Annotated in this window: 27 protein-coding genes; 13 read left to right on the forward strand and 14 right to left on the reverse strand. The window is 30.6% G+C overall.

The genetic code is table 11. From position 1 onward, the window contains the following. The first annotated feature begins 53 nt into the window (after nt 1-53). From BW939_RS16215 to BW939_RS03875, 9 genes are all read left to right on the forward strand, one after another. Nucleotides 54-215, forward strand: a complete 162-nt coding sequence (locus tag BW939_RS16215; protein ID WP_449384810.1) for a bacteriocin-like protein — start codon at nt 54-56, stop codon at nt 213-215. A gap of 109 nt (nt 216-324) precedes the next feature. Further along, nucleotides 325-1,164, forward strand: a complete 840-nt coding sequence (locus BW939_RS03845) for a GLPGLI family protein (RefSeq protein ID WP_076449956.1) — start codon at nt 325-327, stop codon at nt 1,162-1,164. 232 nt (nt 1,165-1,396) lie between these two features. Next, nucleotides 1,397-1,573 carry a bacteriocin-like protein gene (locus BW939_RS16220; protein WP_105170182.1) on the forward strand — a complete coding sequence of 59 codons (177 nt, stop codon included), beginning with the start codon at nt 1,397-1,399 and terminating at the stop codon, nt 1,571-1,573. Between the two features lie 60 nt (nt 1,574-1,633). Continuing rightward, entirely contained in the window at nt 1,634-2,458 is an 825-nt protein-coding gene (locus tag BW939_RS03850) for a GLPGLI family protein (protein ID WP_076449958.1), read from the forward strand. Nucleotides 2,459-2,657: 199 nt separating this feature from the next. Continuing rightward, nucleotides 2,658-2,843: a hypothetical protein gene (locus tag BW939_RS03855; protein ID WP_123891550.1), complete on the forward strand. Its 186-nt coding sequence runs from the start codon at nt 2,658-2,660 to the stop codon at nt 2,841-2,843. 64 nt (nt 2,844-2,907) lie between these two features. Continuing rightward, complete coding sequence (locus BW939_RS03860) at nt 2,908-3,963, forward strand: hypothetical protein (protein ID WP_076449962.1); 1,056 nt, start codon at nt 2,908-2,910, stop codon at nt 3,961-3,963. 18 nt (nt 3,964-3,981) lie between these two features. Beyond that, on the forward strand, nt 3,982-5,499 hold the full coding sequence (locus BW939_RS03865; protein ID WP_076449964.1) for a vitamin K epoxide reductase family protein: 1,518 nt from the start codon (nt 3,982-3,984) through the stop codon (nt 5,497-5,499). Continuing rightward, nucleotides 5,495-7,687 (forward strand): peptidase domain-containing ABC transporter, encoded by a 2,193-nt coding sequence (locus BW939_RS03870; protein WP_084566589.1) that lies wholly within the window; start codon nt 5,495-5,497, stop codon nt 7,685-7,687. Before BW939_RS03865 ends, BW939_RS03870 begins: the two co-directional genes overlap by 5 nt. Beyond that, a complete protein-coding gene (locus BW939_RS03875) occupies nt 7,677-8,981 on the forward strand; it encodes an HlyD family secretion protein (protein ID WP_076449967.1) in 1,305 nt (434 codons plus the stop codon). The genes BW939_RS03870 and BW939_RS03875 overlap by 11 nt, the downstream gene beginning before the upstream one ends. Before the next feature lie 244 nt (nt 8,982-9,225). On the opposite strand, the gene BW939_RS03880 is transcribed toward BW939_RS03875, so the two are convergent. Both BW939_RS03880 and BW939_RS03885 read right to left on the reverse strand, forming a co-directional pair. Continuing rightward, nucleotides 9,226-9,909 (reverse strand): GNAT family N-acetyltransferase, encoded by a 684-nt coding sequence (locus BW939_RS03880; protein WP_076449969.1) that lies wholly within the window; start codon nt 9,907-9,909, stop codon nt 9,226-9,228. A 23-nt stretch (nt 9,910-9,932) separates the two neighbouring features. After that, nucleotides 9,933-10,607, reverse strand: a complete 675-nt coding sequence (locus BW939_RS03885) for a DUF6904 family protein (RefSeq protein WP_076449970.1) — start codon at nt 10,605-10,607, stop codon at nt 9,933-9,935. A gap of 306 nt (nt 10,608-10,913) precedes the next feature. Between BW939_RS03885 and BW939_RS03890 the strand changes: the two genes are divergently transcribed. Next, on the forward strand, nt 10,914-11,810 hold the full coding sequence (locus tag BW939_RS03890; RefSeq protein WP_076449972.1) for a phospholipase D-like domain-containing protein: 897 nt from the start codon (nt 10,914-10,916) through the stop codon (nt 11,808-11,810). 158 nt (nt 11,811-11,968) lie between these two features. On the opposite strand, the gene BW939_RS03895 is transcribed toward BW939_RS03890, so the two are convergent. The 7 genes from BW939_RS03895 to BW939_RS03920 all read right to left on the reverse strand — a co-directional run bounded on the left by BW939_RS03895 (nt 11,969) and on the right by BW939_RS03920 (nt 16,010). Beyond that, nucleotides 11,969-12,763: a PRTRC system ThiF family protein gene (locus BW939_RS03895; RefSeq protein ID WP_076449974.1), complete on the reverse strand. Its 795-nt coding sequence runs from the start codon at nt 12,761-12,763 to the stop codon at nt 11,969-11,971. Next, complete coding sequence (locus tag BW939_RS03900; protein WP_076449975.1) at nt 12,760-13,485, reverse strand: PRTRC system protein B; 726 nt, start codon at nt 13,483-13,485, stop codon at nt 12,760-12,762. The genes BW939_RS03895 and BW939_RS03900 overlap by 4 nt, the downstream gene beginning before the upstream one ends. Beyond that, nucleotides 13,482-14,561 carry a hypothetical protein gene (locus BW939_RS03905; RefSeq protein ID WP_449384811.1) on the reverse strand — a complete coding sequence of 360 codons (1,080 nt, stop codon included), beginning with the start codon at nt 14,559-14,561 and terminating at the stop codon, nt 13,482-13,484. The genes BW939_RS03900 and BW939_RS03905 overlap by 4 nt, the downstream gene beginning before the upstream one ends. Then, nucleotides 14,474-14,650, reverse strand: coding sequence for a hypothetical protein (locus BW939_RS16225; protein WP_449384812.1), 177 nt, complete (start codon nt 14,648-14,650; stop codon nt 14,474-14,476). Before BW939_RS16225 ends, BW939_RS03905 begins: the two co-directional genes overlap by 88 nt. Nucleotides 14,651-14,735: 85 nt before the next feature. Further along, a complete protein-coding gene (locus BW939_RS03910) occupies nt 14,736-14,954 on the reverse strand; it encodes a PRTRC system protein C (RefSeq protein ID WP_076449977.1) in 219 nt (72 codons plus the stop codon). Between the two features lie 12 nt (nt 14,955-14,966). After that, nucleotides 14,967-15,518 (reverse strand): PRTRC system protein E, encoded by a 552-nt coding sequence (locus BW939_RS03915; RefSeq protein WP_076449978.1) that lies wholly within the window; start codon nt 15,516-15,518, stop codon nt 14,967-14,969. 63 nt (nt 15,519-15,581) lie between these two features. Then, entirely contained in the window at nt 15,582-16,010 is a 429-nt protein-coding gene (locus BW939_RS03920) for a single-stranded DNA-binding protein (RefSeq protein ID WP_076449980.1), read from the reverse strand. Between the two features lie 633 nt (nt 16,011-16,643). On the opposite strand from BW939_RS03920, the gene BW939_RS15930 reads away from it, so the two are divergent. The 3 genes from BW939_RS15930 (at nt 16,644) to BW939_RS03930 (ending at nt 18,090) form a co-directional block, all read left to right on the forward strand. Further along, nucleotides 16,644-16,799 (forward strand): hypothetical protein, encoded by a 156-nt coding sequence (locus tag BW939_RS15930; RefSeq protein ID WP_165787323.1) that lies wholly within the window; start codon nt 16,644-16,646, stop codon nt 16,797-16,799. A 5-nt stretch (nt 16,800-16,804) separates the two neighbouring features. After that, nucleotides 16,805-17,341 (forward strand): GNAT family N-acetyltransferase, encoded by a 537-nt coding sequence (locus tag BW939_RS03925; RefSeq protein WP_123891551.1) that lies wholly within the window; start codon nt 16,805-16,807, stop codon nt 17,339-17,341. 158 nt (nt 17,342-17,499) lie between these two features. Continuing rightward, the gene (locus BW939_RS03930) at nt 17,500-18,090 is read left to right on the forward strand and encodes a PH domain-containing protein (RefSeq protein ID WP_076449983.1); all 591 of its coding nucleotides are present in this window, start codon (nt 17,500-17,502) and stop codon (nt 18,088-18,090) included. Nucleotides 18,091-18,274: 184 nt separating this feature from the next. On the opposite strand, the gene BW939_RS03935 is transcribed toward BW939_RS03930, so the two are convergent. From BW939_RS03935 to BW939_RS03960, 5 genes are all read right to left on the reverse strand, one after another. Next, entirely contained in the window at nt 18,275-19,132 is an 858-nt protein-coding gene (locus BW939_RS03935) for a toprim domain-containing protein (protein WP_076449984.1), read from the reverse strand. Nucleotides 19,133-19,565: 433 nt separating this feature from the next. Then, nucleotides 19,566-20,675, reverse strand: a complete 1,110-nt coding sequence (locus BW939_RS03945; protein ID WP_076449988.1) for a hypothetical protein — start codon at nt 20,673-20,675, stop codon at nt 19,566-19,568. Nucleotides 20,676-20,698: 23 nt separating this feature from the next. Further along, nucleotides 20,699-21,418 carry a hypothetical protein gene (locus tag BW939_RS03950; protein WP_076449989.1) on the reverse strand — a complete coding sequence of 240 codons (720 nt, stop codon included), beginning with the start codon at nt 21,416-21,418 and terminating at the stop codon, nt 20,699-20,701. 2 nt (nt 21,419-21,420) lie between these two features. Next, nucleotides 21,421-21,672, reverse strand: a complete 252-nt coding sequence (locus BW939_RS03955; protein ID WP_076449991.1) for a DUF3853 family protein — start codon at nt 21,670-21,672, stop codon at nt 21,421-21,423. Between the two features lie 50 nt (nt 21,673-21,722). Further along, nucleotides 21,723-22,004, reverse strand: a complete 282-nt coding sequence (locus BW939_RS03960; RefSeq protein WP_076449993.1) for a helix-turn-helix domain-containing protein — start codon at nt 22,002-22,004, stop codon at nt 21,723-21,725. Nucleotides 22,005-22,019 lie beyond the last annotated feature (15 nt).

Consider the following 22,019-nt stretch of genomic DNA (forward strand, 5'->3'; position numbering starts at 1 on the left):
AAAAGCGGAATCCGAAAAGCTAACGAGTAGGAAAATTTTAAAAATTATTTATTATGAAAAATCTAAAAAAACTTTCAAGAGAAGAGTTGAAAAATGTTAGCGGCGGAAAAATAGCGCCAGATTCAGGCGGATGCGAATCTGGTCACGGATGTGCATGTGGGGCAATTTATAACAATTTTGGAGGGCCAGCACATTGGGATTGTTGTAGATGCTAATGTCAAAGGTTTTTAATTTCCTTTGAAGGCAAGTTAAAAGGAGTCTTAACTTTTAAAAAGTTAAGACTTTTCTAGTAATTTTTATGTGTTTAATTAAATTTTTTCTAAAATGCAAAAACTATTTTTTATCTTTATTTTTTTACCATTGTGTATAATGGCTCAGACTCAAAGATTTATTTACACATATAAGTTTGTTCCAGATTCTACAAAAATAGATAGTATTATTACCGAGGATACAAGATTAGAAATATACAAAGACCATTCGGAATTTTTAAGTGATATTGTTGCAAAGAAGGATTCTGCTACCGCTTCGGCAATTGAAAAAAATCAAAGCCAATCATCTGTTACTCTTCCAGATGGAGAATTTAAAAATAAAGTTTATAAAAGTAAAAAATATAAATATACAATTGAATATATAGGGATTCAACCCTTCAAAGTAATAAGAAAAATAGACTTAGCTTGGAAGCTATCAAATGAAACAAAAAAAATTCAAGGATATAATTGTCAACATGCTACTGTAGATTTTGGAGATCGTAAGTGGGAAGCTTGGTTCACTTCGGAAATCCCTATCGCAGAGGGACCTTATGTTTTTGGCAACCTTCCGGGATTAATAATACAGATGAATGATTTGGATAATCAACATTCATTTTTGTTGGTGGAGAATTATAAAACTTTTAATTCTAAAACAAATCTTTTTAATAGACCATATTTTATACCCATTGAATTAAAAGAGATACAATTTAACCGTAAATGGAATGAATTTCGGAAAAGACCAATTGGAGGGACTGAACAATTTATGCTAATGAATCCTGGACTTCTAAGTGGAGAAAGGTTTGATGTGAATGGAAACAAAATAGACATGAAGCAGCAGATGAGAGAAGAAGCAAAATATACCGAGAAACAAATACAGCGAAATAATAATTTTATAGATTTAAAATTGTACAAATGATATTTCACCAGAAGAATTAAAGAAAATTTTTGAGTAAAGTTTGAAATAAATAATTCTCCTATACAAAATTGATTATCTGATTGTTACGTCTTATTTTTACAGTATATATTTATAAATATATAAAGTAAATGCTATGAATTTTGTATCTCGTTATATAGGTTTGTGAATGAGAAATCAAAATAAGCGGAATCCGAAAAGCTAACGAGTAGGAAAATTTTAATCAATTTTTAATATGAAAAATCTAAAAAAACTTTCTCGAGAGGAGTTACTTTCTATCAATGGTGGAATTGTAGGAGGAGGATGTAAGTCTTGTGTGTCATGTTCTTCAGGAACCTCTTGTTATACAGATCCTAGTGGTGATTGCGGTGCTGCTAACAAGATGGCTAAATCTCTTTGTGCAGTAGCCTAATCCCCCAAAAATTAAAGTTCATATCAATTTTTGATGTGAACTTTAAAAAAATCACGAATTATGAAATTTTTATTGTTATTATGTAACATTGTTTCTATTTTTAATTGTGCCCAAAATTATAAAGTAACTTATAAATTTGATTATAAAAAAGATTCATTAAGTTCGGATTATGAAAGTGTTTTTATGATTTTAGATATTAATAAAACTACTACAAAATTCTATTATAATAAACTTTTAAAGTATGATTCCTTGTACAGAAAAGGAATGCAGTTGTCTTATGCAAATTCTTTGCAACAATTATTAACTAGAAAAAAAGCATCAAATGAAAATAATAATTTCGTATTTATTCAAGATAAATATTTTATGTTTTCAACAATTGATGATATAAAATGGGAAATAAAAGATTCTACAAAAATTGCAAATTCCTATAAATTGCAAATGGCGGAAACTGCTTGGGGAGGTAGAAAATGGATTGCGTGGTTTTGTTCAGAAATTCCTATATCCGAAGGGCCATATAAATTTAGAGGATTACCAGGATTGGTAATGGAAGTATTAGATACTAAGAAGAATTATTTGTATAATTTGGTTTTTTTTGAAAAAAGGTTAACGGAATATGACACAAATAATATACTTGAAACTCATTTTGGTAATAAGCCACTAAAGATTAATACTAACATTTATAAAAAATTACTTGTAGATGAATATAATAATCCCTTTGCAGAATATCAGAATATGGAAGATAATAATAAATGGGAATTAGATTATTTTGGGAAAATAGTAAATACAAAGCAGGGCTTGAGAGATATTACAAGAGAATATCGTATTAATTTGAAGAAGAACTATAACCCAATTGAATTAGATAAGGCAGTTAAATACACTGATTAAATAAAATTATATTTGAAATCTGTATTACATGGCTTTTCTTTAAAATTCAAATAATCAATACTATTAAAATTAAGAATGTTTATTTTTTGTATGTGTACAGTGCAAAAAATTGAATATAAAGCTGATCAGCAATACCCCATGTCAGGTAATATATGACAAACAATTTTTTAAAACTTTAAATTTTATTACAATGAAAAAAATGGAAAACCTTAAGGGTAAAATGATTTCTCTTTCTAATTCAAAAATGAAACAAATTAATGGCGGTGATGAAGAATCAGATTTGAAAATTGGTATCTGCATTACTGGAGTACTTGATGGTATTCCAGGAAATACTCATGTCAGTTGGGGACCTTGTCCAAAGTCTGTTCAACCAATGGGACAATAGACCGATTTAACTTTTACAATATGCCCATAATGGGCATATTGTTTTGAAAATAAAAAAATAAAAAATGAAAAAATACTTTATTATTATTTGTTCTCTTATTTTTTGTACTGTTACTTCTCAAGTTATAATCAATAGTGGTACAAAACAAGCAATTTCAAATGTTACCATTATATCAAAAACTGGTCAGATTCTTTTGGTTTCAGATAAAGAAGGTAAAGTGTCAAATCCGCTTGTAGAAAATGAGTTTAAAATATCAGATTCTGATAGTATCGAATTTATCCATCCAAATTTTGAAATAAAAAAAATAACATGGAAAAATTTTAAAAATGAATCAATATTATTATTAGATCCTATTCAAGATATTGAAGAAGTAATTCTTACAGCAAAAAATGCTGATTATTTAGTGCTTCGATCATATTTTACCTCCTATCAAATTATAGATAATGAACCACAATCGTTCTCTGACGGAATTATAGAATATTATATTTCCTTATCCAAAAATAAACTAATTGATTTTAATATTATTGAAACAAGAGTTTTTAAAAACATTCCCTTTATTAATGAGTTTTACAAAAAATTAGGTAATACAACATTAAGTGTTGGATCACAAATTCAACCGTTTAATTTCTACGAGGAAATTCTGTTGAATCGCTGGAATGATTTTACTTTTACTCAAACTGATGAAATAAAATTAAAAAATAATATCATTGGAAATATCGAGGAAACTGATGAAAATTCAAATGTATTTGTTGAATATTATACCCCTTCAAGATTTAAAGAACAATCGCTATTAGGCATGTCATCTAAAATCGAAAACTATAATATTTCTGAAAGATTTGCCTCAAAAACTCCCTCGATTAAATATCTTAAAAATATTTCCAAGTATTATAAAAGTTTGATAACACAAAAAAAAGTAAACTTTAAATATGAACTAATTCAAAATGTGCAAGTTTTAGAGAGAGAATTTTTAACAAAGGATGATTTAGGAAAATTAAAAAATAGCTTTAATCATTCTGAGAAAACAAACTATATTAATAATTATTGGGAACAAAATGGATTAATTGAAATTCCTTTTTCTGTAAAGAATTTGTTGATTGATAAGTTTTCATTAATAAAATAATTTAGTAAAAAAACTTTAATGGACTTCGAAAAGTTAACCCAACACTTAAACATAGATTCAAAAGAATTTAATTTTCAGTTTCAAACGCATCCAGATTACCCTTCTGCACTAGCATTTAGTAGTGCACTTAATTTCTTAGGTATAAAAAATAATGCCTACGATTTAAAAAAAGAATATTGGCAAGAACTTCCAGAAGAATTTATCACGATTCACAAAAATAAATTCTCCTTGATTAAAAAAGACAAAAATAGGTATATTGTCCATTCTGATGAAATGCAGAGTATTTCAGAAAAAGAATTATTAGTAAATTCTCAAAATATGGTCATGCTTTTTGAGAAAAAAGAAATCTCTATTTTCCCCTCAAAAAAAACAATAAATTACACTGTCTTTTTTCTGATTCTACTGAGTTTGTATCTCTCTTATAGTTTTTTGCAAAAAGATTGGGCGAGTTTCATATTCAATATCGTTTCAGTTTTTGGTATTTATATTTCCTTTGAAATTTTTTCACAAAAATTCGGCAATGAATCTGTTGCTTTAAACAGGATTTGCGGTAATACTTCTAAAAATGTAAATTCATCATGTATAAAAGTGATGAATTCTGACCAAATTAATATTTTTGGTTTAAAACTTTCAGATTTTAGTTTGATCTATTTTGTAGGGCTTTCCATAGTAGGTTTACTTTTACCTTATGCAAGTACACTCCTGCAAATTGCCACTTTGTTTTCTGTTGTGGTTATTTTTTATTCACTCTATGTGCAAATTTTTGTAGAAAAGGCCATTTGTAAAATTTGTTTAATCATTATATTACTTCTAATTTTTCAACTTATTTTAAGCCGTTTTTTCATTGCAGTCCCTATTTCTTCATTTATAATTTTAGCGAGTATATTCATTGTTGCTAGTGTATTTATTGGAATAATCTACATTAATGATCTACTGACGAAAAATGATTCATTAGAAAAGTCTAACCTGAAAAATCTTAAATTCAAAAGGAATTATCATATTTTCATGAGAGAACTTATTTTGCAAAACAAGATCCTTTTTAAAAATAATAAAGACGGATTTTTCTTGGGCAACCCAAATGCTAAAGTACACATTTCTATTGTTTCCAATCCTTATTGTGGGTTTTGTAAAGAAGCACATGAAATGTTGCAAAAACTTTTGACCAATTATCCAAATGATATTTCAGTACAAATAAGATTTAATTATTCAAAAAATATCTCTGAAAATTCTCAAGATTTAACAAAAACGTTGTACTCGATTTATTCAAAAAAAGGAAAAGAAGACTTTTTAAAAACGCTGCATTTTTGGTTTGAAAATCGAGATGAAAAACAATTTTTCAAAAAATACAATAACGATGACTCAATGAATATGCAAGAAATTATCAGCTCGTCATTAGAAAATAAAGAAAATGGCTTAAACTTTACACCCAACATTATTTTGAATGGTTATCAATTCCCAGATAAATATGATCGAGAAGATATTTTCTACTTTATTGATGAATTATTAGAAGATGAAGATTTCTTAAATGAAAATTAAAAACTTTCCCTTCTACAAACAACCGGATGCCAAAGACTGTGGCCCCACTTGCCTTAGAATAATCTCCAAATTCTATGGTAAAACCATTCCATTACAGCAAATCCGAAATCTTTCAGAGACGACAAGAGAAGGAAGTTCATTGCTTGGCTTAAGCGAAGCAGCAGAAAATTTAGGATTCAGAAGTCTTGGTGTACAGGTTGATTTCAATACTTTACAAGAGGAAGTTCCATTGCCTTGTGTTGTTCATTGGAATAAGCAGCATTTTGTAGTGGTTTACAAAATTTATAAATCAGGAAAGGTTTACATTTCTGACCCAAGTTATGGTTTAATCACTTACGAAAAAGAAGAATTCATTAAATTTTGGATTGGAGAAAATGCAGATGAAAACACAGAAGAAGGAATTGCCCTTTTACTAGAAACTACCCCTGAATTTTTTAAAAATGAATTTGATGAACAAGAAAGCAAAGCGAGCTTTGCTTTTCTTTCAAGGTATCTTTTCAAATACAAATCCCTTGTTTTTCAGTTAGCAATTGGTTTATTGGCAGGAAGTTTAATGTCGCTGATACTTCCATTTCTTACCCAAAGTATTGTAGATGTCGGAATCCAAAACCAGGATCTTAATTTTATTTATCTTGTCTTAATCGCACAGGTAATGCTTTTTTTAGGAAGGATGGGCATCGAAGTGATCCGAAGTTGGATTTTGCTCCATCTTTCCACAAGAATCAATATTTCCATCATTTCCGATTTCTTTATCAAATTGATGAAACTTCCCATCAGTTTCTTCGATACCAGAATGACAGGAGATATTATGCAGCGGATCAACGATCATCATAGGATCGAACAACTCTTAACCAATTCTTCTCTTAATACTTTATTTTCATTAGTAAATCTGATTATCTTCAGTATTGTATTGCTTTTTTATGATTACAGATTATTTTTAGTTTACATAATTGGTGCGGTTTTATATGTTGTTTGGATTACTTTTTTTCTGAAAAAGAGAAAAGAACTCGATTATAAAAGATTCTCCCAAGTTTCCCAAGAGCAAAGCAAAGTCATTGAATTGATTAATGGTATGCAGGAAATAAAAATGCACAATGCCGAAAAACAGAAACGTTGGGGTTGGGAATTTCTGCAGGTCAAATTATTCAAAATTCAAATTAAATCTTTGTCACTGGAACAATGGCAATCTGTTGGGGGAAATTTCATCAACCAAATGAAAGATATTTTCGTAAGTTTTCTTTCCGCAAAATTGGTTTTGGAAGGAAATCTCACTTTGGGAATGATGCTTTCTGTTCAGTATATTATCGGACAATTGAATAGTCCTTTAATGCAGCTGATTGATTTTATAAAACAAACACAGGATGCTAAAATATCTTTGGAAAGATTAGGAGAAATCCACGACAAAGAAGATGAAGAAAATGCAGATGAACAATATACTTCTGAAATTCCACAACAAGATATCGAAGTACGAAATCTCTCGTTTCGATACATCGGTTCAGATGCTTTTGTTTTTGAAAATCTAAATTTGAGTATTCCTTATCAAAAAACTACAGCAATTGTCGGTGCAAGCGGAAGTGGAAAAACGACACTGTTGAAATTATTAATGAAATTTTACGAATCAAACGAAGGTGAAATAAAATTAGGAAATACAAACCTAAAAAATATTTCTCCAAGAACTTGGCGGGATCATTGCGGAGTGGTGATGCAGGAGGGTTATGTTTTTAATGATACCATTGCACAAAACATTGCCGTTGGCGAAGATTATATTGATAAAAATAAATTAAGAAAAGCCGTTGAAATTGCAAACATTAAAGATTTTGTAGAAGGTTTGCCGTTGAGTTACAACACAAAAATCGGTAATGAAGGAGTTGGGGTAAGCGGCGGACAAAGACAAAGATTATTTATTGCAAGAGCCATCTATAAATCTCCGGAATATATTTTCTTCGATGAAGCAACGAGTGCTTTAGATGCCAATAACGAAAAAGTAATCATGGAAAATCTTGAGAATTTCTTCAAAGGAAAAACAGCAATCGTTATTGCACACCGATTATCAACTGTAAAACATGCCGATAAAATCGTAGTGTTGGATAGAGGAAAAGTTGTGGAAGAAGGTAATCACTCAGAATTAGTGGCAAAAAAAGGAGAATATTACAGGCTCGTTAAAAATCAATTGGAACTTGGAAATTAAAAAAGACCTATTAGATAATTTAGAACTCCGTTCAGAAAATGTTCAGGATATTCTTACTACTCCACCTCATTGGATGATTCGGTGGGGAAATTCGATGATTTTCATTATTTTATTAATGGTTTTAATGATGAGTTATTTCATTAAATATCCGGAATTTATTCCTGCTCCTATTCTTGTAACTTCACAAAATCCACCCGAAAAATTAGAAGCCAGAACGAATTCTAAAATTGAAAAAATATTTATAAAAAATGGCGAAATCGTTAATAAAAATGAAGTTTTAATGGTTTTGCAATCCTCCGCAAATTATAAAGATGTTTTAAAACTGAAAAATATTGTTGATTCTTTAAACCAAAATCAAATTTTTTCTTTTCCTGTAAATGAAATTTCAAAATACAAATTAGGTGAATTACAAAGTGATTATAATGTTTTTTCCAAGGCACTTCAGGATGAAAGATTATTTTCAAAACTACAACCTTACGCCCCTGAAAATTTGGCTGCAAACCAAGGTTTAACCGAAAATAAAAGCAGAATAGCAATTCTTCAACAGCAAAGACAACTCGAAGTTTCAAAATTTGATTTGTCTAAAAAGAATTATGATCGTTCTCAATCCCTTTTCGATCAAGGTGTAATTTCTAAAATGGAATTAGAAAATGAAAAAATAAAATATCTGCAAGCCGAACAGAATTTAAGAAATATTAATATTTCACTGTCACAATCCGAAGAAAGCATTCATAATCTCAATAAAACTAAGAGTGGGGCTTCGATTAATTCTGAAAAAGATAAAATCAATTATTCTTCTGCTGCAGTTCAATCTTTCGAACAATTAAGAAAATCGTTAAAACAATGGGAACTTGCTTATTTAATTACCTCTTCAACAAACGGAAAAGTAAGTTTTCAGCAATTTTGGGGAGAGAACCAATTTTTAAAATCTGGTGATGTAATTCTATCAGTTTTACCAGATGAAAAAACCGCAATTGTCGGTAGAATGTTTGTTCCAACTACTAATTCTGGAAAGATAATTTCTGGACAAAAAGTTTTAATTAAATTAGATAATTATCGCTATCAAGAATTTGGAATTGTGGAAGGAAAAGTTCAAAACATCTCTTTAACACCTGATAAAGACGGCAACTATTATGTAGATGTCATTCTACCGAAAGGTTTAAAAACTTCTTACAATAAAACACTTCCTTTCGATAAAGAACTCAAAGGCAATGCTGAGATTGTCACTCAAGATTTAAGACTAATTGAACGGTTTTTCTATCAGATTAGGAAATTATTGGGGTATCAAGTTTAAATTAAATGTTAAATAGCTCAATATAACAAGATTTTTCAAAAAATTATATATAATTGTAAAACCATTTCGTTTTCAATTAAGAATAGTAAGCTCTTTTCTAAAACATCAAAAGCCAAAGCCCAGAAATGCTTTAGAAATGGGGTTGCATCCATATTCTCCGCAAAAATGCGTTTCCGACCAAAGGGAGGAATTGCTTTTTTGTCAATCAATTTTTTAATTAGACAACCATAAATTTCAAATATTTTTATGATTTGTTATTCCAATAAAAATCTTCTAATTTCCAAGTATGACTTCTAATTTGATCAACTAATTCCTTAAGTTCTTCTGAATAATCTGTATTTCCAGTTTTCATTTCTATTTCAGTTTGTATTGCCCAAAGTGATCTTCCCAAATAATTGATGTGTTTTTTAAGTTCTTCAATTCTATCATATGAAAACTGAGTGTCTTCTCCTAAACTTTTGTCTTCAATAGTATATTTTTCATTTGACAGCAAATATTCTCCATCTTTGTATGTTGTAAAACCTAAAATAAGTGCTACTTTTTCGGAAGCTTTGAAATTATCTTTACCAATTTCATTTTCTTTTATTGTTATTCTTTGTTCGTCTCTACTCAAAAATAAATGAGAAAGAATGCTATGTTTTAGTGCTTGTGTCAAATAGCCCATACCTCTATAATCTGGAAGAACAAACCAATGTAAATCTCTTTTCATATCAAATACGATTGCAACAAAAATGTTTTCATTATTTTTTACTAAATAAAAATTATCTGGTCCATCAGAATTAGTTATACTATCAGTCAGTTTGGGTTCATAAATCCATATTTTTGCAAAATCTACATTAGCATTAAGAGGTCTAAGATAAATTAAACCAGATTTTTTGTCATTATTATTTAATCTTGAAAGTACAGACTGAAGAGATTCATTTGTCATTTTAAGCATTTACTATTAAAGAACTACCATTCTATTTCATATATTTTATCATCATCACTCAATTCCAAATCTTCAATATTACAATTATGCTTTTTTGCTTCAGAATTTAGAAAATTTAAAAAATATTTAAATTCATCTGATAAAAACATAGCAACTTTCATCAAGTCAGCTAGTTTTCTAAATGCAACTTTCCCTCCTTTCATTTCAAAAAATGTAGCATTAATGTGCCTCATATATAAATACAAATATTCGTTTCCTGAATTTATAGCATTGTCTAAAAATGGTAAAAGTTTTTTTGCTCCAACGGGATCATAGCCTTCCATTGCTCGTTCTACCCAATATTCGAGATGTAAGAATATTGCTATTTCACCTTTATTACTCTCAACCATTTTCATATTATACCTTAATGCAACAATAGAGAATATAATATGTACCCAAGATATTTTAAAGCCTAAGTAAGGTATTTCTTCAAAGGAATAATGGCTATGGTTTCTTTTTAATCTACTTCCATAAGTCGATTTCCGGACTTCATAAGAAAAACTGCTAATCAATTTATTTTTATCTTCATATCCTTTAACATTGAAGAAAGACTCATTATTCCAATATTTTGATATAACTTCATATAAGTAATCCAAATCGTCTCGGGTTCCCCATATTTCAATTCCTAATCCTTTTTTTGTTGGTACTGCATAAATCATTTATAACGGATTTGTTTTCCTCCAAATTTAAGGAAAGAAAAATTTATAGTGTAGGTATGTCACTAAAAATTATTCTTAACCTCTTTCAATAACACAAGATAAAAGCTTCGGGCATGTTTTTCAATTTGGTGTAGCTTTATTCTTACAAAATGTGTTTTCAAGAAAGTGCGGAATTGCATTTTTTTCTACTATTCTCATTAATTATGAATTGTTTTTGGTTCTAATTTAAATTCAACTTTTATCTTTATCCGTTATTTTGCTTATACATTTTTCAGTAAATTTGTCTTTAAACACAACAAACATCACATGAATTTTTTAACCGGAAAAGAATTAAATGAAAAAATATATGATACAATTTATAACTCTGAAAAATATCTCTTAATTCTATCACCATTTATTCAATTAGATCCATATTTTAAAAATGAAGTTTTCAAAACACATTTAAATAATGCAAATGTTCATATCATTATAGGTTTTGGAAAAAATGAAAATAATGTAAACAAAAGTTTAAGAAAAGAAGATTTTGAATATTTCACACAATTTCCCAATATTACCATAGTCTATATTCCAAAACTTCACGCAAAATATTATGGCAATGAAAATAGATCCGTAATTACCTCTATGAATTTAATCGATTATTCATTTATAAATAATATCGAATTTGGAGTCTATTCTCAAAGAAAATTAATGTCTATAAACCAAAATTCATTTTTTGAGTCTGCTATCAATACTTGTTTTAATGTGGTAGAACAAGAAGGTTATACTATTTACGTTAAAAGACCAAAATATGAAAAAAAGCCTTTATTTGGTAAAAACTACGTGGGTTCAGAAGTAGAATTAAATAAAATAGATGAATTAATAAAATTTGGGAAAGTGACTAAAATATGTTTGTCTGATTTTACAAATGAAAAGTATGTAAATGTTGCGTTAAAAGATCAAAGAAAATCAAGAGAAGAATATCATGTTAAAAACGACAATAAAACTGACAAAAGCACACCTCATATCGGATATTGCATTAGATGCAGAACTACTATAAAAGTGGATTTGGGAAAACCCTTATGTTTGGATTGCTATAAAACGTGGTCATTGTACCAAGATCCTTTTTACAGAGAAAATTTCTGCATTTCGTGTGGAGAAAAAAATAATACAAGTTTTAATAGACCTGCTTGTAGCCAATGTTATAAAGAATTACAAAGTAAATAAGAAAAACTAAAACTCCGCAACCTTTTTTCCAAAACATCAAAAGCCAATGCCCGGAAATGTTTTAGAAATGGGGTTGCATCCATATTCTCCGCAAAAATGCGTTTCCGACCAAAGGGAGGAATTGCATTTTTGCCACCCGATTTTTTATCGGGCGACCTTTATAGTTTTATGGGTTGAGATTGAAAATTCTTTAAATTAAGAAAAAACCCTCTGTATTCGGTCATTCCATAGCGAAATAAGTTCCAAAGTAGAGAACAACCCATCTGTGCCAAAGACGAATTAATAAACAAATCCTGTTTTTCCAATGCTTCTGCAAGTGAACAACTTGGAGTGTCATCTTGCTCTTCCGATTGTTTTAAAAGTTCTCCAAATTCATCAGTAACAAATGGTAAACTTCCCTTCGTTTCGTATTTTTCAGAATTGGGTTGTTGGATAGTTCCAATTGTTGATAGTAAAACTTGCCCTGTATGTTTACTATTCCCAAAATCTAACCAATACCGTGGGCGATTGGAATAGGCTTTTCTGTGGTTTAGCATTTTTAAAATATCAGCAATTTCAAATCGTGATTTTACGCTGTCCACACAAGAAATATAAATACTTGCACCTGCATTTTCGGGCAATTTATCCAAACAGTCTTTTTCAAATTTTACCGTTTCGGCTTTCCAATTTGTCCCCGAAAATCGGTTGGCTCGGTTAATTAATGCTAAGGATTTGTACAATCCAATTTCACATTCCGCGAAACGCTGTCTTCCTAAATTGGCATTGGTAATTTCATCATCATCCCAAAGGCGGATTTGCAGTCCTGCGTGTCCCAACTCAATTAAACTATGGTTCATTTCCATTAAGGAAGTCAAAACCTTAGAACCTGTTCCACCTGCGCCAATTAAATTGACCAAAATGGGATTGGTTGGATTGATTAAATCGCTGTCTGTAAAATGTATCTTCGTTTTCATCGCAATAGATTTTTAAGGGTTTTATTATTTGGTTTCAAAACTTCTTTCGGGAAAGGTTTTTCCGTTCCAATTAGCTCTTTCCATAGGTTTACACAATTTCCTATTATCGGATTGTATTCACCTAATAAATGGCTGAAATAACTGTTGAAAAAATAGTTTTCCCAAGCCTGTATAAAATCCTCTATCGAAACCGAATTTTTAATATCAATATTGACCGTTCCCATACATACGTTGCTGTTTTCATACACATTAAAAAATGGTGCGTAATGCAAAATCGTTTTTTCTGTTGGTCTTCTGTCACTTTTCAAAGCAAAAATCGAAAGGCTGTTTTTATTGGCAAACCAGAGCATTGACGGTACTTGCGCTTTTCCGTTCGGAATGTCCAAACCATTTACAAAATACAGTTGTTTTTGCTGTGCTTTGGTGTACCAAAGTACCGTGCCTTTTTCGCTCGGATTGATGTGTAAGATATTAGTCGGTAAAATCCCTTTTGGTTTTAAAAAGGCTTTATTCCTTTCTTCATCGGTCTGTAATGATTTTGCTAATACATTAGCTTCTTTTACCGTCAAAGGGTGTGCATTTATTGGGTTGCCATTTCTATCCATATCAAAATGCTCCACATAGCTATCGGTATTTGTTCCTTTGGCTTCATAAAAAACCAAAGCAGATTTTGGGAAATATAATGTTCCAAAATTATCGGTGATGTCGGCTGTGTTTTTCATTTTGTTGTCGTTTTATATTCATCTAATAATCCGCATAAGTTGTTTAAAATTGGAAACAAGCGGTTTTCAAAATCAAGGTTGGTTGGGATTATTTCGCTTTCGTCAAAGTGTTTGCAAATGGTAGGTTCTGCCATTTCTCTATATTCGTTAAATTCATTGTTAATGCTATCCGAAAGACTTTCATACAACCAACCTTTGATGTCTGCTACAAATGAAATATACTTTTCCATTCCAATGGTTTCATTTTCATCATCTTCATTGTAAGGGTCTTGTTCGGAAATGGGTGCGTTTCTAAAAATGCTTGTTGTTGGATATTCTTTAAAAAGGTTAAAAACTTTACAAGCCAATTGCCAACATTCCTGGTCAAATTCATCAAGACTTTTGAAATTGTTTAAACGCTGTTCAAATAGTTGTAAATTCATACGATTAAATAGTTTCTGTTCTATTTTGTTGCCAATTTGTTCGGCTTGCCTTAACTCGCTTTTATATTTTTCGGTTTCGTCCGTTTCAGCATCCTGTTCCACCCAATCGGTTATCATTTCATACATCCAAAATAGGTAGCTGTTTTCCTGCCTGTAATAAGGAATATCGGCAATGTGATACAGATAACTGCATACTGAAACCAATAGTTGAGCGGTCTTTTTTCGCTTCGGGTTATGGAGCATTTTAAAAAGGGGAACAATGGGAATATAATACAAAGTCGTTCTTGTGTCGTATCGTTCCTCGCTTACAAAAAAGGTTTTCTTGCTGTCCTGTACCAAACGTAAACTATCCCAATTTGCATTAGTTCGTTTTAACTTGGTTTCTATATCCCATATTGCCAAAGCGATATTGTAAGGATAAACATAAACCTGTGCTATCATTGGTTCAATGCCATAATGCTCGGCAAGTTTAGAAAGGGATTGATAAAAATCCCTCTCCATTTTTGCTGTTTTCTTACAAGCCTGTATAGATTGTTCCATTTGCAGTTTAGGCAGAAATACCGACTTTAGAAAACCATTGGCAACATTGCTATTGGTACGGCTTTCCGCTTGTCTTTCTGCACTTCGTTTGCATCTTTTGGTCTTTGCATCCATTGTGCGAACTCGCCCAACTGTCGATGCAATTGCTGTTGTCGTTTCTGTTCGGGTTTGTTGATAATTCCCGATATAATTTTTCGTTGCATTCATTTTTTTTAGTTGTTGGTTGTCAGTTGTTGGTTTTTTTGTTAACATTTCTATCAACTATCAACCAACAACTGTCAACTAATTTTATCCTTTCGTTCCCATCACGCTTTCAAATTTGTACTCGACAGCATCGTCTTTTATTTGCGGTGCAGATACTTTTGCCGTGGTCAGTATCGGGTACATATTGGCGTAAAAATTCATTACGGCTTCCACGCTCCATTTTGGTTCGGGGTCAGTCAGTTTGATGTCCTGTCCTTTATCTTTTAGTATAAAAACTCGTTCTAATTGCGTTGCTAATAACATAATTTTGATTTTTTAGATTTGAGTTTCAGTTAAATTCTCGGTTGGATTTCCTGTAAAAAGACTGGGTGCAAAATGCCTTTCGTATTCGTCCTGCTTTTTGCGGATACTTTCAGCATAATCGGGATATTCTGAACCTTTTGGAAGTGCAGACCACGCTTCTTTGTATTTCTCTTCTTTTTCCAATTCTTCGGCTTTCTGCATAGCTTCTTTATACTTTTTGTCTTTCGATTCCTTGTCTTTTTTCTCCTTGTCGGATTTTTCCTTTTCCATTGCAGATTGTTTTTTGGCTTCTTCAAGTTGTTTCATAAAACTTTCCATATTCACCATTAAACCCGATGCAGTTTGTAAAGGTTCGGCTATATTCTCAAAAAAACCGTTGTCTAATTCTTCGGCTGTTCCTCTTAAATTTAAAGGCGGAATGGTATTTTTCGCTTCGTCTCCGCATTGCTCATTTTTGAGCAACACGGAAGCAACATAATTGTTTTCTGTGGTTTGAGTTAAGGTAATTTGTAAATCTCCTGTAAGATTCATCTTTGCTATTTGTCTGAAAAAATTGGTTTGCATTGTTGTTAAATTTTAGATTAAAAATTTAGATTCTAGATAGTTTTTCACTTCAATCAATGAAGATTAAAATGGGAGATCATCTTCGATTTCATCTTGTACAAATTCATTTTTATGAGTTTTTGAATTGGTATTATCAGTTGATTTGTCCTTTTGTTCAAAGGAAATTTCATTTGATTCTGATTTCTTTCCGCTACTATGCAATTTGATATTAGAAGTATGGAAATTCAGTCCCGAACGGATTTCTCCATCTTTCCCAATCCATGCATTAGAACTTGCTCTGCCTGTTAATTCCACCAAAGTTCCCTTAGTTAATATTTTTGCCACATTTGGACTTATCCAATACGAACAATTGAAATAAGTGGTTTGTTCTACACGTTCGCCTTGTTTGGATTTGTAATTGTCATTGATGGCGATTGAAAAATTAACAACCTGTTTTGAATTAGTTAAGGTGTTGATTTCTGCATTTTTCGTAATTCTTCCGATGATGTTCATAATAATTTGTTTTAAATGTTAATGATTGATTTTTTGTTAATAATTGATTTTTTATTACTGGTAAAATTTTCGATTAAATTGATTTGGTTTCGAGGACACTCGGTTTTTTTTTAACTTTTACCAAATTGTAAAAGCATAATTTTTTGTTGTTTCTTTTGATTTTTTCCGTTGATGTCAAAGAACGTCTGCATTTTGAATTGATTCGTACAACTGAGGTTCCGGCTTTTTCTTTGCCTATGACCATTGGACAACATTTTTCACACAAAACCCAGTTCGGTTCCGTTTAGAAAAAACAGAAATCCCGAATCGGGCTTGAAATTTTTTTGCTCGAAGAGTTTAGGAGTGTCTGGAAAAATTGTTGGAGCGAAGTGGAGAGAATTTTTTTAGAAACCCAAAAAGATTTTTTTGAGTGAAAAATGCTGTACTACATTTGCAAATGTAAAAGCCAAACCACAATTGGAATTAATGAAATAACGTTGTTTATCGAGGGAGAATAAAGGAAAGTCAGTAAGAAATAGGGTTTTATAGTTTAGATCTTTAAATTTTAAGCATAATTTTCAAGAAACACTATTATTACATATTCGCATAGAATTTGTATCTTTGCGTACAATTAGTTTAATAGAAGAATCAATTATGGCAACAACCTTAAATATTACTCCGGCTGTAAAGGGTAAAGAATCTAAGCGATTCAATGCTGTAATCTCTAAAAGCAGGGTAAATAAAGTATCCGATGTAAAAAAGAATAAAATATTTGCATTGGTAGGTAAAGTTATGGCTAAAAACGCCTAAAAACTATGGATTTATCCGATTTTACCTTTTCTTCTATGAATGAAGATGATGATTTATCCGATTTTGATTGTGACGACGAGGAAATGAACGAATTCTTCAAAGAGGATTCTAAAAAATTTCAATCCGAAAAAATTACAAATACTTATTTATTCAAAGAAGGCAACAGAATTGTAGCTTTCTTTTCTATTTCCAATGATTGCCTTAATGACTTAGGCTACGAAAACAATATTTGGAATAAACTCCACCGCAAAATTAAATTACCTAACGAAAAGAGGATTCGCCAATATCCTGCTGTAAAAATTACGCGGTTGGGTATTGATAAAGAATATCAGGGAAAAGGACTTTCGCACCAACTTCTTGACTTTATCAAAGGTTGGACTTTTATACAGCACAAACCTGCTTGCAGATTACTAATTCTGGATGCATACAATCACCCGAAACAAACAGAAATGTATCAGAAAAATGATTTTACATTTCTCCTCAATTCAGACGAAAATGACAAACACAGGTTTATGTATTTCGATTTAATGAGATTGGAATAATCTGAATGACTGTTACTTGAAATTATAAAACCATTCTTGTTAGACTTAAAAACTGATAAAAATAAAAACTATTTTGAAATTTTGGTATATTTATCTCCTCTTACAGAAACACTCAACCGTTATCTGTGATTAAAAACACGCCAAAACAAACAAAAAATATGGAGCAAATTCGACAATCTCACGACAGGACAGTTGATACAATTTTAGCAACCTCAAAAAAACATTGGGCAACTTATATTGTCCCACTTTTTGCATTAATTTTAGGATTATTATTTCTAATTTTTAAAAGTTATTTATTCGGTATTGTACTCGCAACTTTTGGAATTATAAAAATTTTATCAAATAAATCAACTTCTTGGACATTGACAAATGAAGATTTAGTAATTAAATCAGGATTTATGCCATGGCGAAAAACTTACTTTGAAATTCCAAAGGAAGATATTTACGAAGCATTTTATAGCAAATCAATGTTTGGAAGTATATTTGGATTTGGAAATTTAGCAATTAGACGAACTGAAGGAACGACTTCTTCATTTTCGTGTTCGGGAATGACAGAGGCAAAAGAAATTATGGGTTCAATAAATTCGCTGGTTAGGGAAATTAAAAAAAGTCCAAAAACGAATACAATGAATTTTACAAATAATATTTCTTTAGCAGACGAAATTCAAAAACTTGTGGAATTAAAAAATCAAGGAATATTAAACGAAGACGAATTTAATATGCAAAAACAAAGGTTGATTAACCACTGATAACTGTTGCGTAATCCTTTAATTTTAAAGTTATTTAATCTCTTTTAAATAATTTTAAAGAAGATTTTGTTTTTCCAAAAGTAAGTTTTGGAAATTTTTGGAATAGTTTAGAAAGAAGCTATTATAGAATGGTTGAAATGGTTCGTCAAAATGAAGGTTCAATTTTATACTAAATAAAGTTAATTTACTTTTCAGAAATTCTATCATCACTGCAAAACCACTCATTCAAATCCTTAAATTCCCTATAAATCAAAGAACAATCCTCTACGTTCTTGTATTTTTTCAAAATCTTTTCTTTTACAGCGAATCCATTTTTATCATTGTCTAAAAAAAGCAAAATTTTGTCATATTTCTTCAGCGTTTCATCAGCTTTGAAGAGCATTGCCGTGGAGTTTAAAATCAGAAAATCGCAAGTTGAATTATCCGATTTTTCTAAATTCCGATAAGTGAGATAATCAAAAAACCCTTCGAAAACAGCCATTTCATTTGCTATTTTACTTTCGCTTTGAATTAGCGTAATATCCTTTTTTCCTAAGCAAATTTTTGAATACGAATTACGAATTTCAAAACCGCCGAAATTATTCTGAAACCCAATACCGAAATATTTTTTCCCATTAAGTTCATATTGGATTTCCTTCACCAGATGCTTTTGTTCATGTACTTTTCGCAATTTTAAATACTGAATTAAAGCATGATGATTGATTTCGCATATTTTCAGAATTTTGTAATTGTTTTCAGGCATGATTTCTTTATTTTGAATTTGATTTTCATTCGAAAAATCCAAGCTGGAAAGATATTTCAACGCTTCCGAAACAGAACATTTCTTCATCTCTTGAGCGATGGAAATCACATCATAATTTTTGCCCGTACCAAAATCAAATGCATTATTTTTCACAAAATCAACCGACAAACTTGGAATTTTCTCCTCTCTGTCCAGCGCAAAATAAAAACCTGTTTTTCGGTTTTCTTTGACGGGAAACAGATTGAACGACTCTAAAACAATTCTGATTGAAACTTTATTTTTTATTTCTTCACAATTCATTTTTTTTTCTTTTTTAAAGCAAATTTTTTAACCCCATTTCCCTTTTCAATAAAAAAAAGACTTTTTAATTACTTTTAAATATACTTTTAGTAAACTGTCAAATCCTTTTCGTGCAAAGGCTTTAGGTTCATTTTTCGGTGAGTGCAATTCCGAATTGTGGGTGAGTGCAATTCCGAAAGTGAGGTGAGTGCAATTCCGAAAATAAACCCATTTTTTGGTGAGCGTAATTCCGAATTGAAGTTTTTGTTTTTATTCATTTTATTATTGATTTTCAGGGTTATCCACAATTTTTGAGATTTATCAGCAATTTTGAATGATTTTGTATTTTTTGGTGAGTGCAATTCCGAAAACTTGACTTTGAAAATTGGATTTTTAACGTTTCTTTGACTTTGGTGAGTGCAAATCCGAAATTAGGGTGAGTGCAATTCCGAATTCAGAGGATATTCGGATAAGCATTAGGCATTAGTTTCCCCATTTTCGTCTCTCGATAAATCAAAATGATGAACTGTTGAATTTCGTTTAAAAATGCTTTTCCTTGAAATTCGGTAGATTTTATTTTCTTCAATCTATAATTTCGGATAAACTTCCGAAACGCTTTTTCAATCAGCTCTCTGGTTTGATGAATATTTCGGTATTGATGAAAAAATGAAGACATTCCCGTTTCTATTAAACCATATCGTTTTTTGAAATAATTTAATCTTCGAGTTATTTTTTCCCTCTGGTCAAGATGTTCCGTTGTGTTAAAAGATAAATTACCCTCCAAAATAGTTTTGGTCTGGTAAGGAATGATGAAAACCGAATCTTTTTTATAATTGTAATTAAAGGAAAATGTATTGAATTTGTTCAAACTGATTCTCGCAGGTTTTAGAAATTTAAAACAAAAATCCTTGGCAGTTTTGTAATTCAACCCAAATTTTTTATTCAAAGTTGAAAGTTTTAAAACCGTTCCATTTTCTGGTAGTTTTGAAAGCCAAATTGCAAAAATAATATGTTTATTGTTTCTGATATTGTAAACCAAATTATACAAAACGTAGTTGTATTCGGGTATTATCAATAGTTTTTTCAGCCAATAACTACTGATTAAAAATGTAGTAAATCCTCTTTGGTCGTAACTTGGTGTGGAAATTAATCCACCGAACGTTTTGATTTCTTTTCCTTTTGAATTAACGGATTTGTACCAACCCATTTTGAATCGGGCAAGAAATTCATACGCATCAATCACCTGTTTTGTTGAACCGCTTGGCGAAATTTTACTATTTCGGATTTTTATGGCGGCGAAAATATTGTTTTCGGTTTCAAATTCGTCGTCAAATAAACTGAGCTGTTTTGGACGGTCCTCCGGACGAAATTGTTCACTACCGATAATCGAAATGATATTGAAAATCACCCGGAGAGCGTTGATAGGAATATCGGCCGCTTCATGATCTTCAAAAATAAAATCATCCACAAATTGATTTCCCAGCCGAATTCTGTCGGGAATTTTCTCGTTTTTGTCTTCAAATTTCTTGCGGATTAACCTTAAATCCTTTTCCGGAATTGCCATAATTGACTTGAAAATATTTTAATTTATTTTGAAATAGGACGTTTGATATTGGGAATTAAATCCAAAGATGAAATTTGATTATTGGTATCATTTTTCATGTATGGCAAAGCACTTTTCAATGAAGATTTCCAGTTGGTAATTGGTCTTCCCGAATTGTTTTCCCAATTATTTTTTGTCCACGAATCGTATTTTTCTTTAATGCTAGAATCCAAGATTGTTTCGTAATTATCCAATGTTTTTGCATAAGTCATGAATTCTTCTAATGCGGGAATTTCAGAGGTTTTAATCAAACGATTTAGAAAATGGCTATCTAATATTTGATCGTTCTGTTCTGGAATTTTGGGAAAAATTTTAGATTGTAAATCAAATAATTCTAAATTTTCAGTAATCTGAACTTGGATTTCATTTTCTTTTGAATTTGAAATCTGTGATGGATTTTGAATTTTTTTTGATTCTGGTATTTCCAAGGGATAATTCAACGATAATCTATATGAACAAGGAAATCCTATTTTATTTTCATACTGAATCAATCCAGATTTTCGCAACTTTTCCTTTGTTGGTTTTACGGTTTTTTTCGTGATGCTCAAAACATTACTAATAGTAACATCGGAAACGGAAATAGTATAACTTTCAGCATCATTTCCCAATTTCAGAAGATACAAGTACATTGCGATTGCCGTAGAACCGAGCTTTGTTTTTTTGTTAAAATCCCATAATTTTTGGATAAGTTCCTGATAATACATCTTTATTGCCGTGCAAAAAGTTCCATCGCCTTTTTCTTGTCGATGATGATAATATTTCCTTTCTGAATTATTGCAGCATCTAAAATTCCCGAAGATTTGATTTCTGATGCTTTTGAAATCGAGCAACCCAGAATTTTTGCCAAACCTTTCAAGCCGTATTCGTATTTACTTTCCGTGTTGAATTTTTTAGAAATTTCCAAAAATTCTTCAACGGTCAACTTCCAAATAGGTGTTTTTGGGTCTATATTTTTCATAAAAACGATGATTTATGTTTTGATTAAAAAGTTTGAAAACACTACAATGACTATCTTTTAGAAAAAGATTTATTGTAATATTCGTCCATCGTTTTTTCCACATCGGAAAGTTTGTAATAGATTTTGTTTCCGACTTGGGAAAAAGATATTTTGCCTTCATCACGCCAAGTTTGCGCGGTTCTGCGAGATATTTTCAGCATTTTGATAAACTCTTCATTATCCAAAAATACTTCCTGTTTTGGAAGGTTTTTATTGCTGATTTTGTGGTGAATTTGATCAATTTTCGATATTAAGGTTTCGAATTGCTCTTTTGAGAAGATAATTGCTTCCATTGTTTTTAAATATTT

It is taken from the genome of Chryseobacterium piscicola, assembly GCF_900156685.1.
Taxonomy (GTDB): domain Bacteria; phylum Bacteroidota; class Bacteroidia; order Flavobacteriales; family Weeksellaceae; genus Chryseobacterium; species Chryseobacterium piscicola.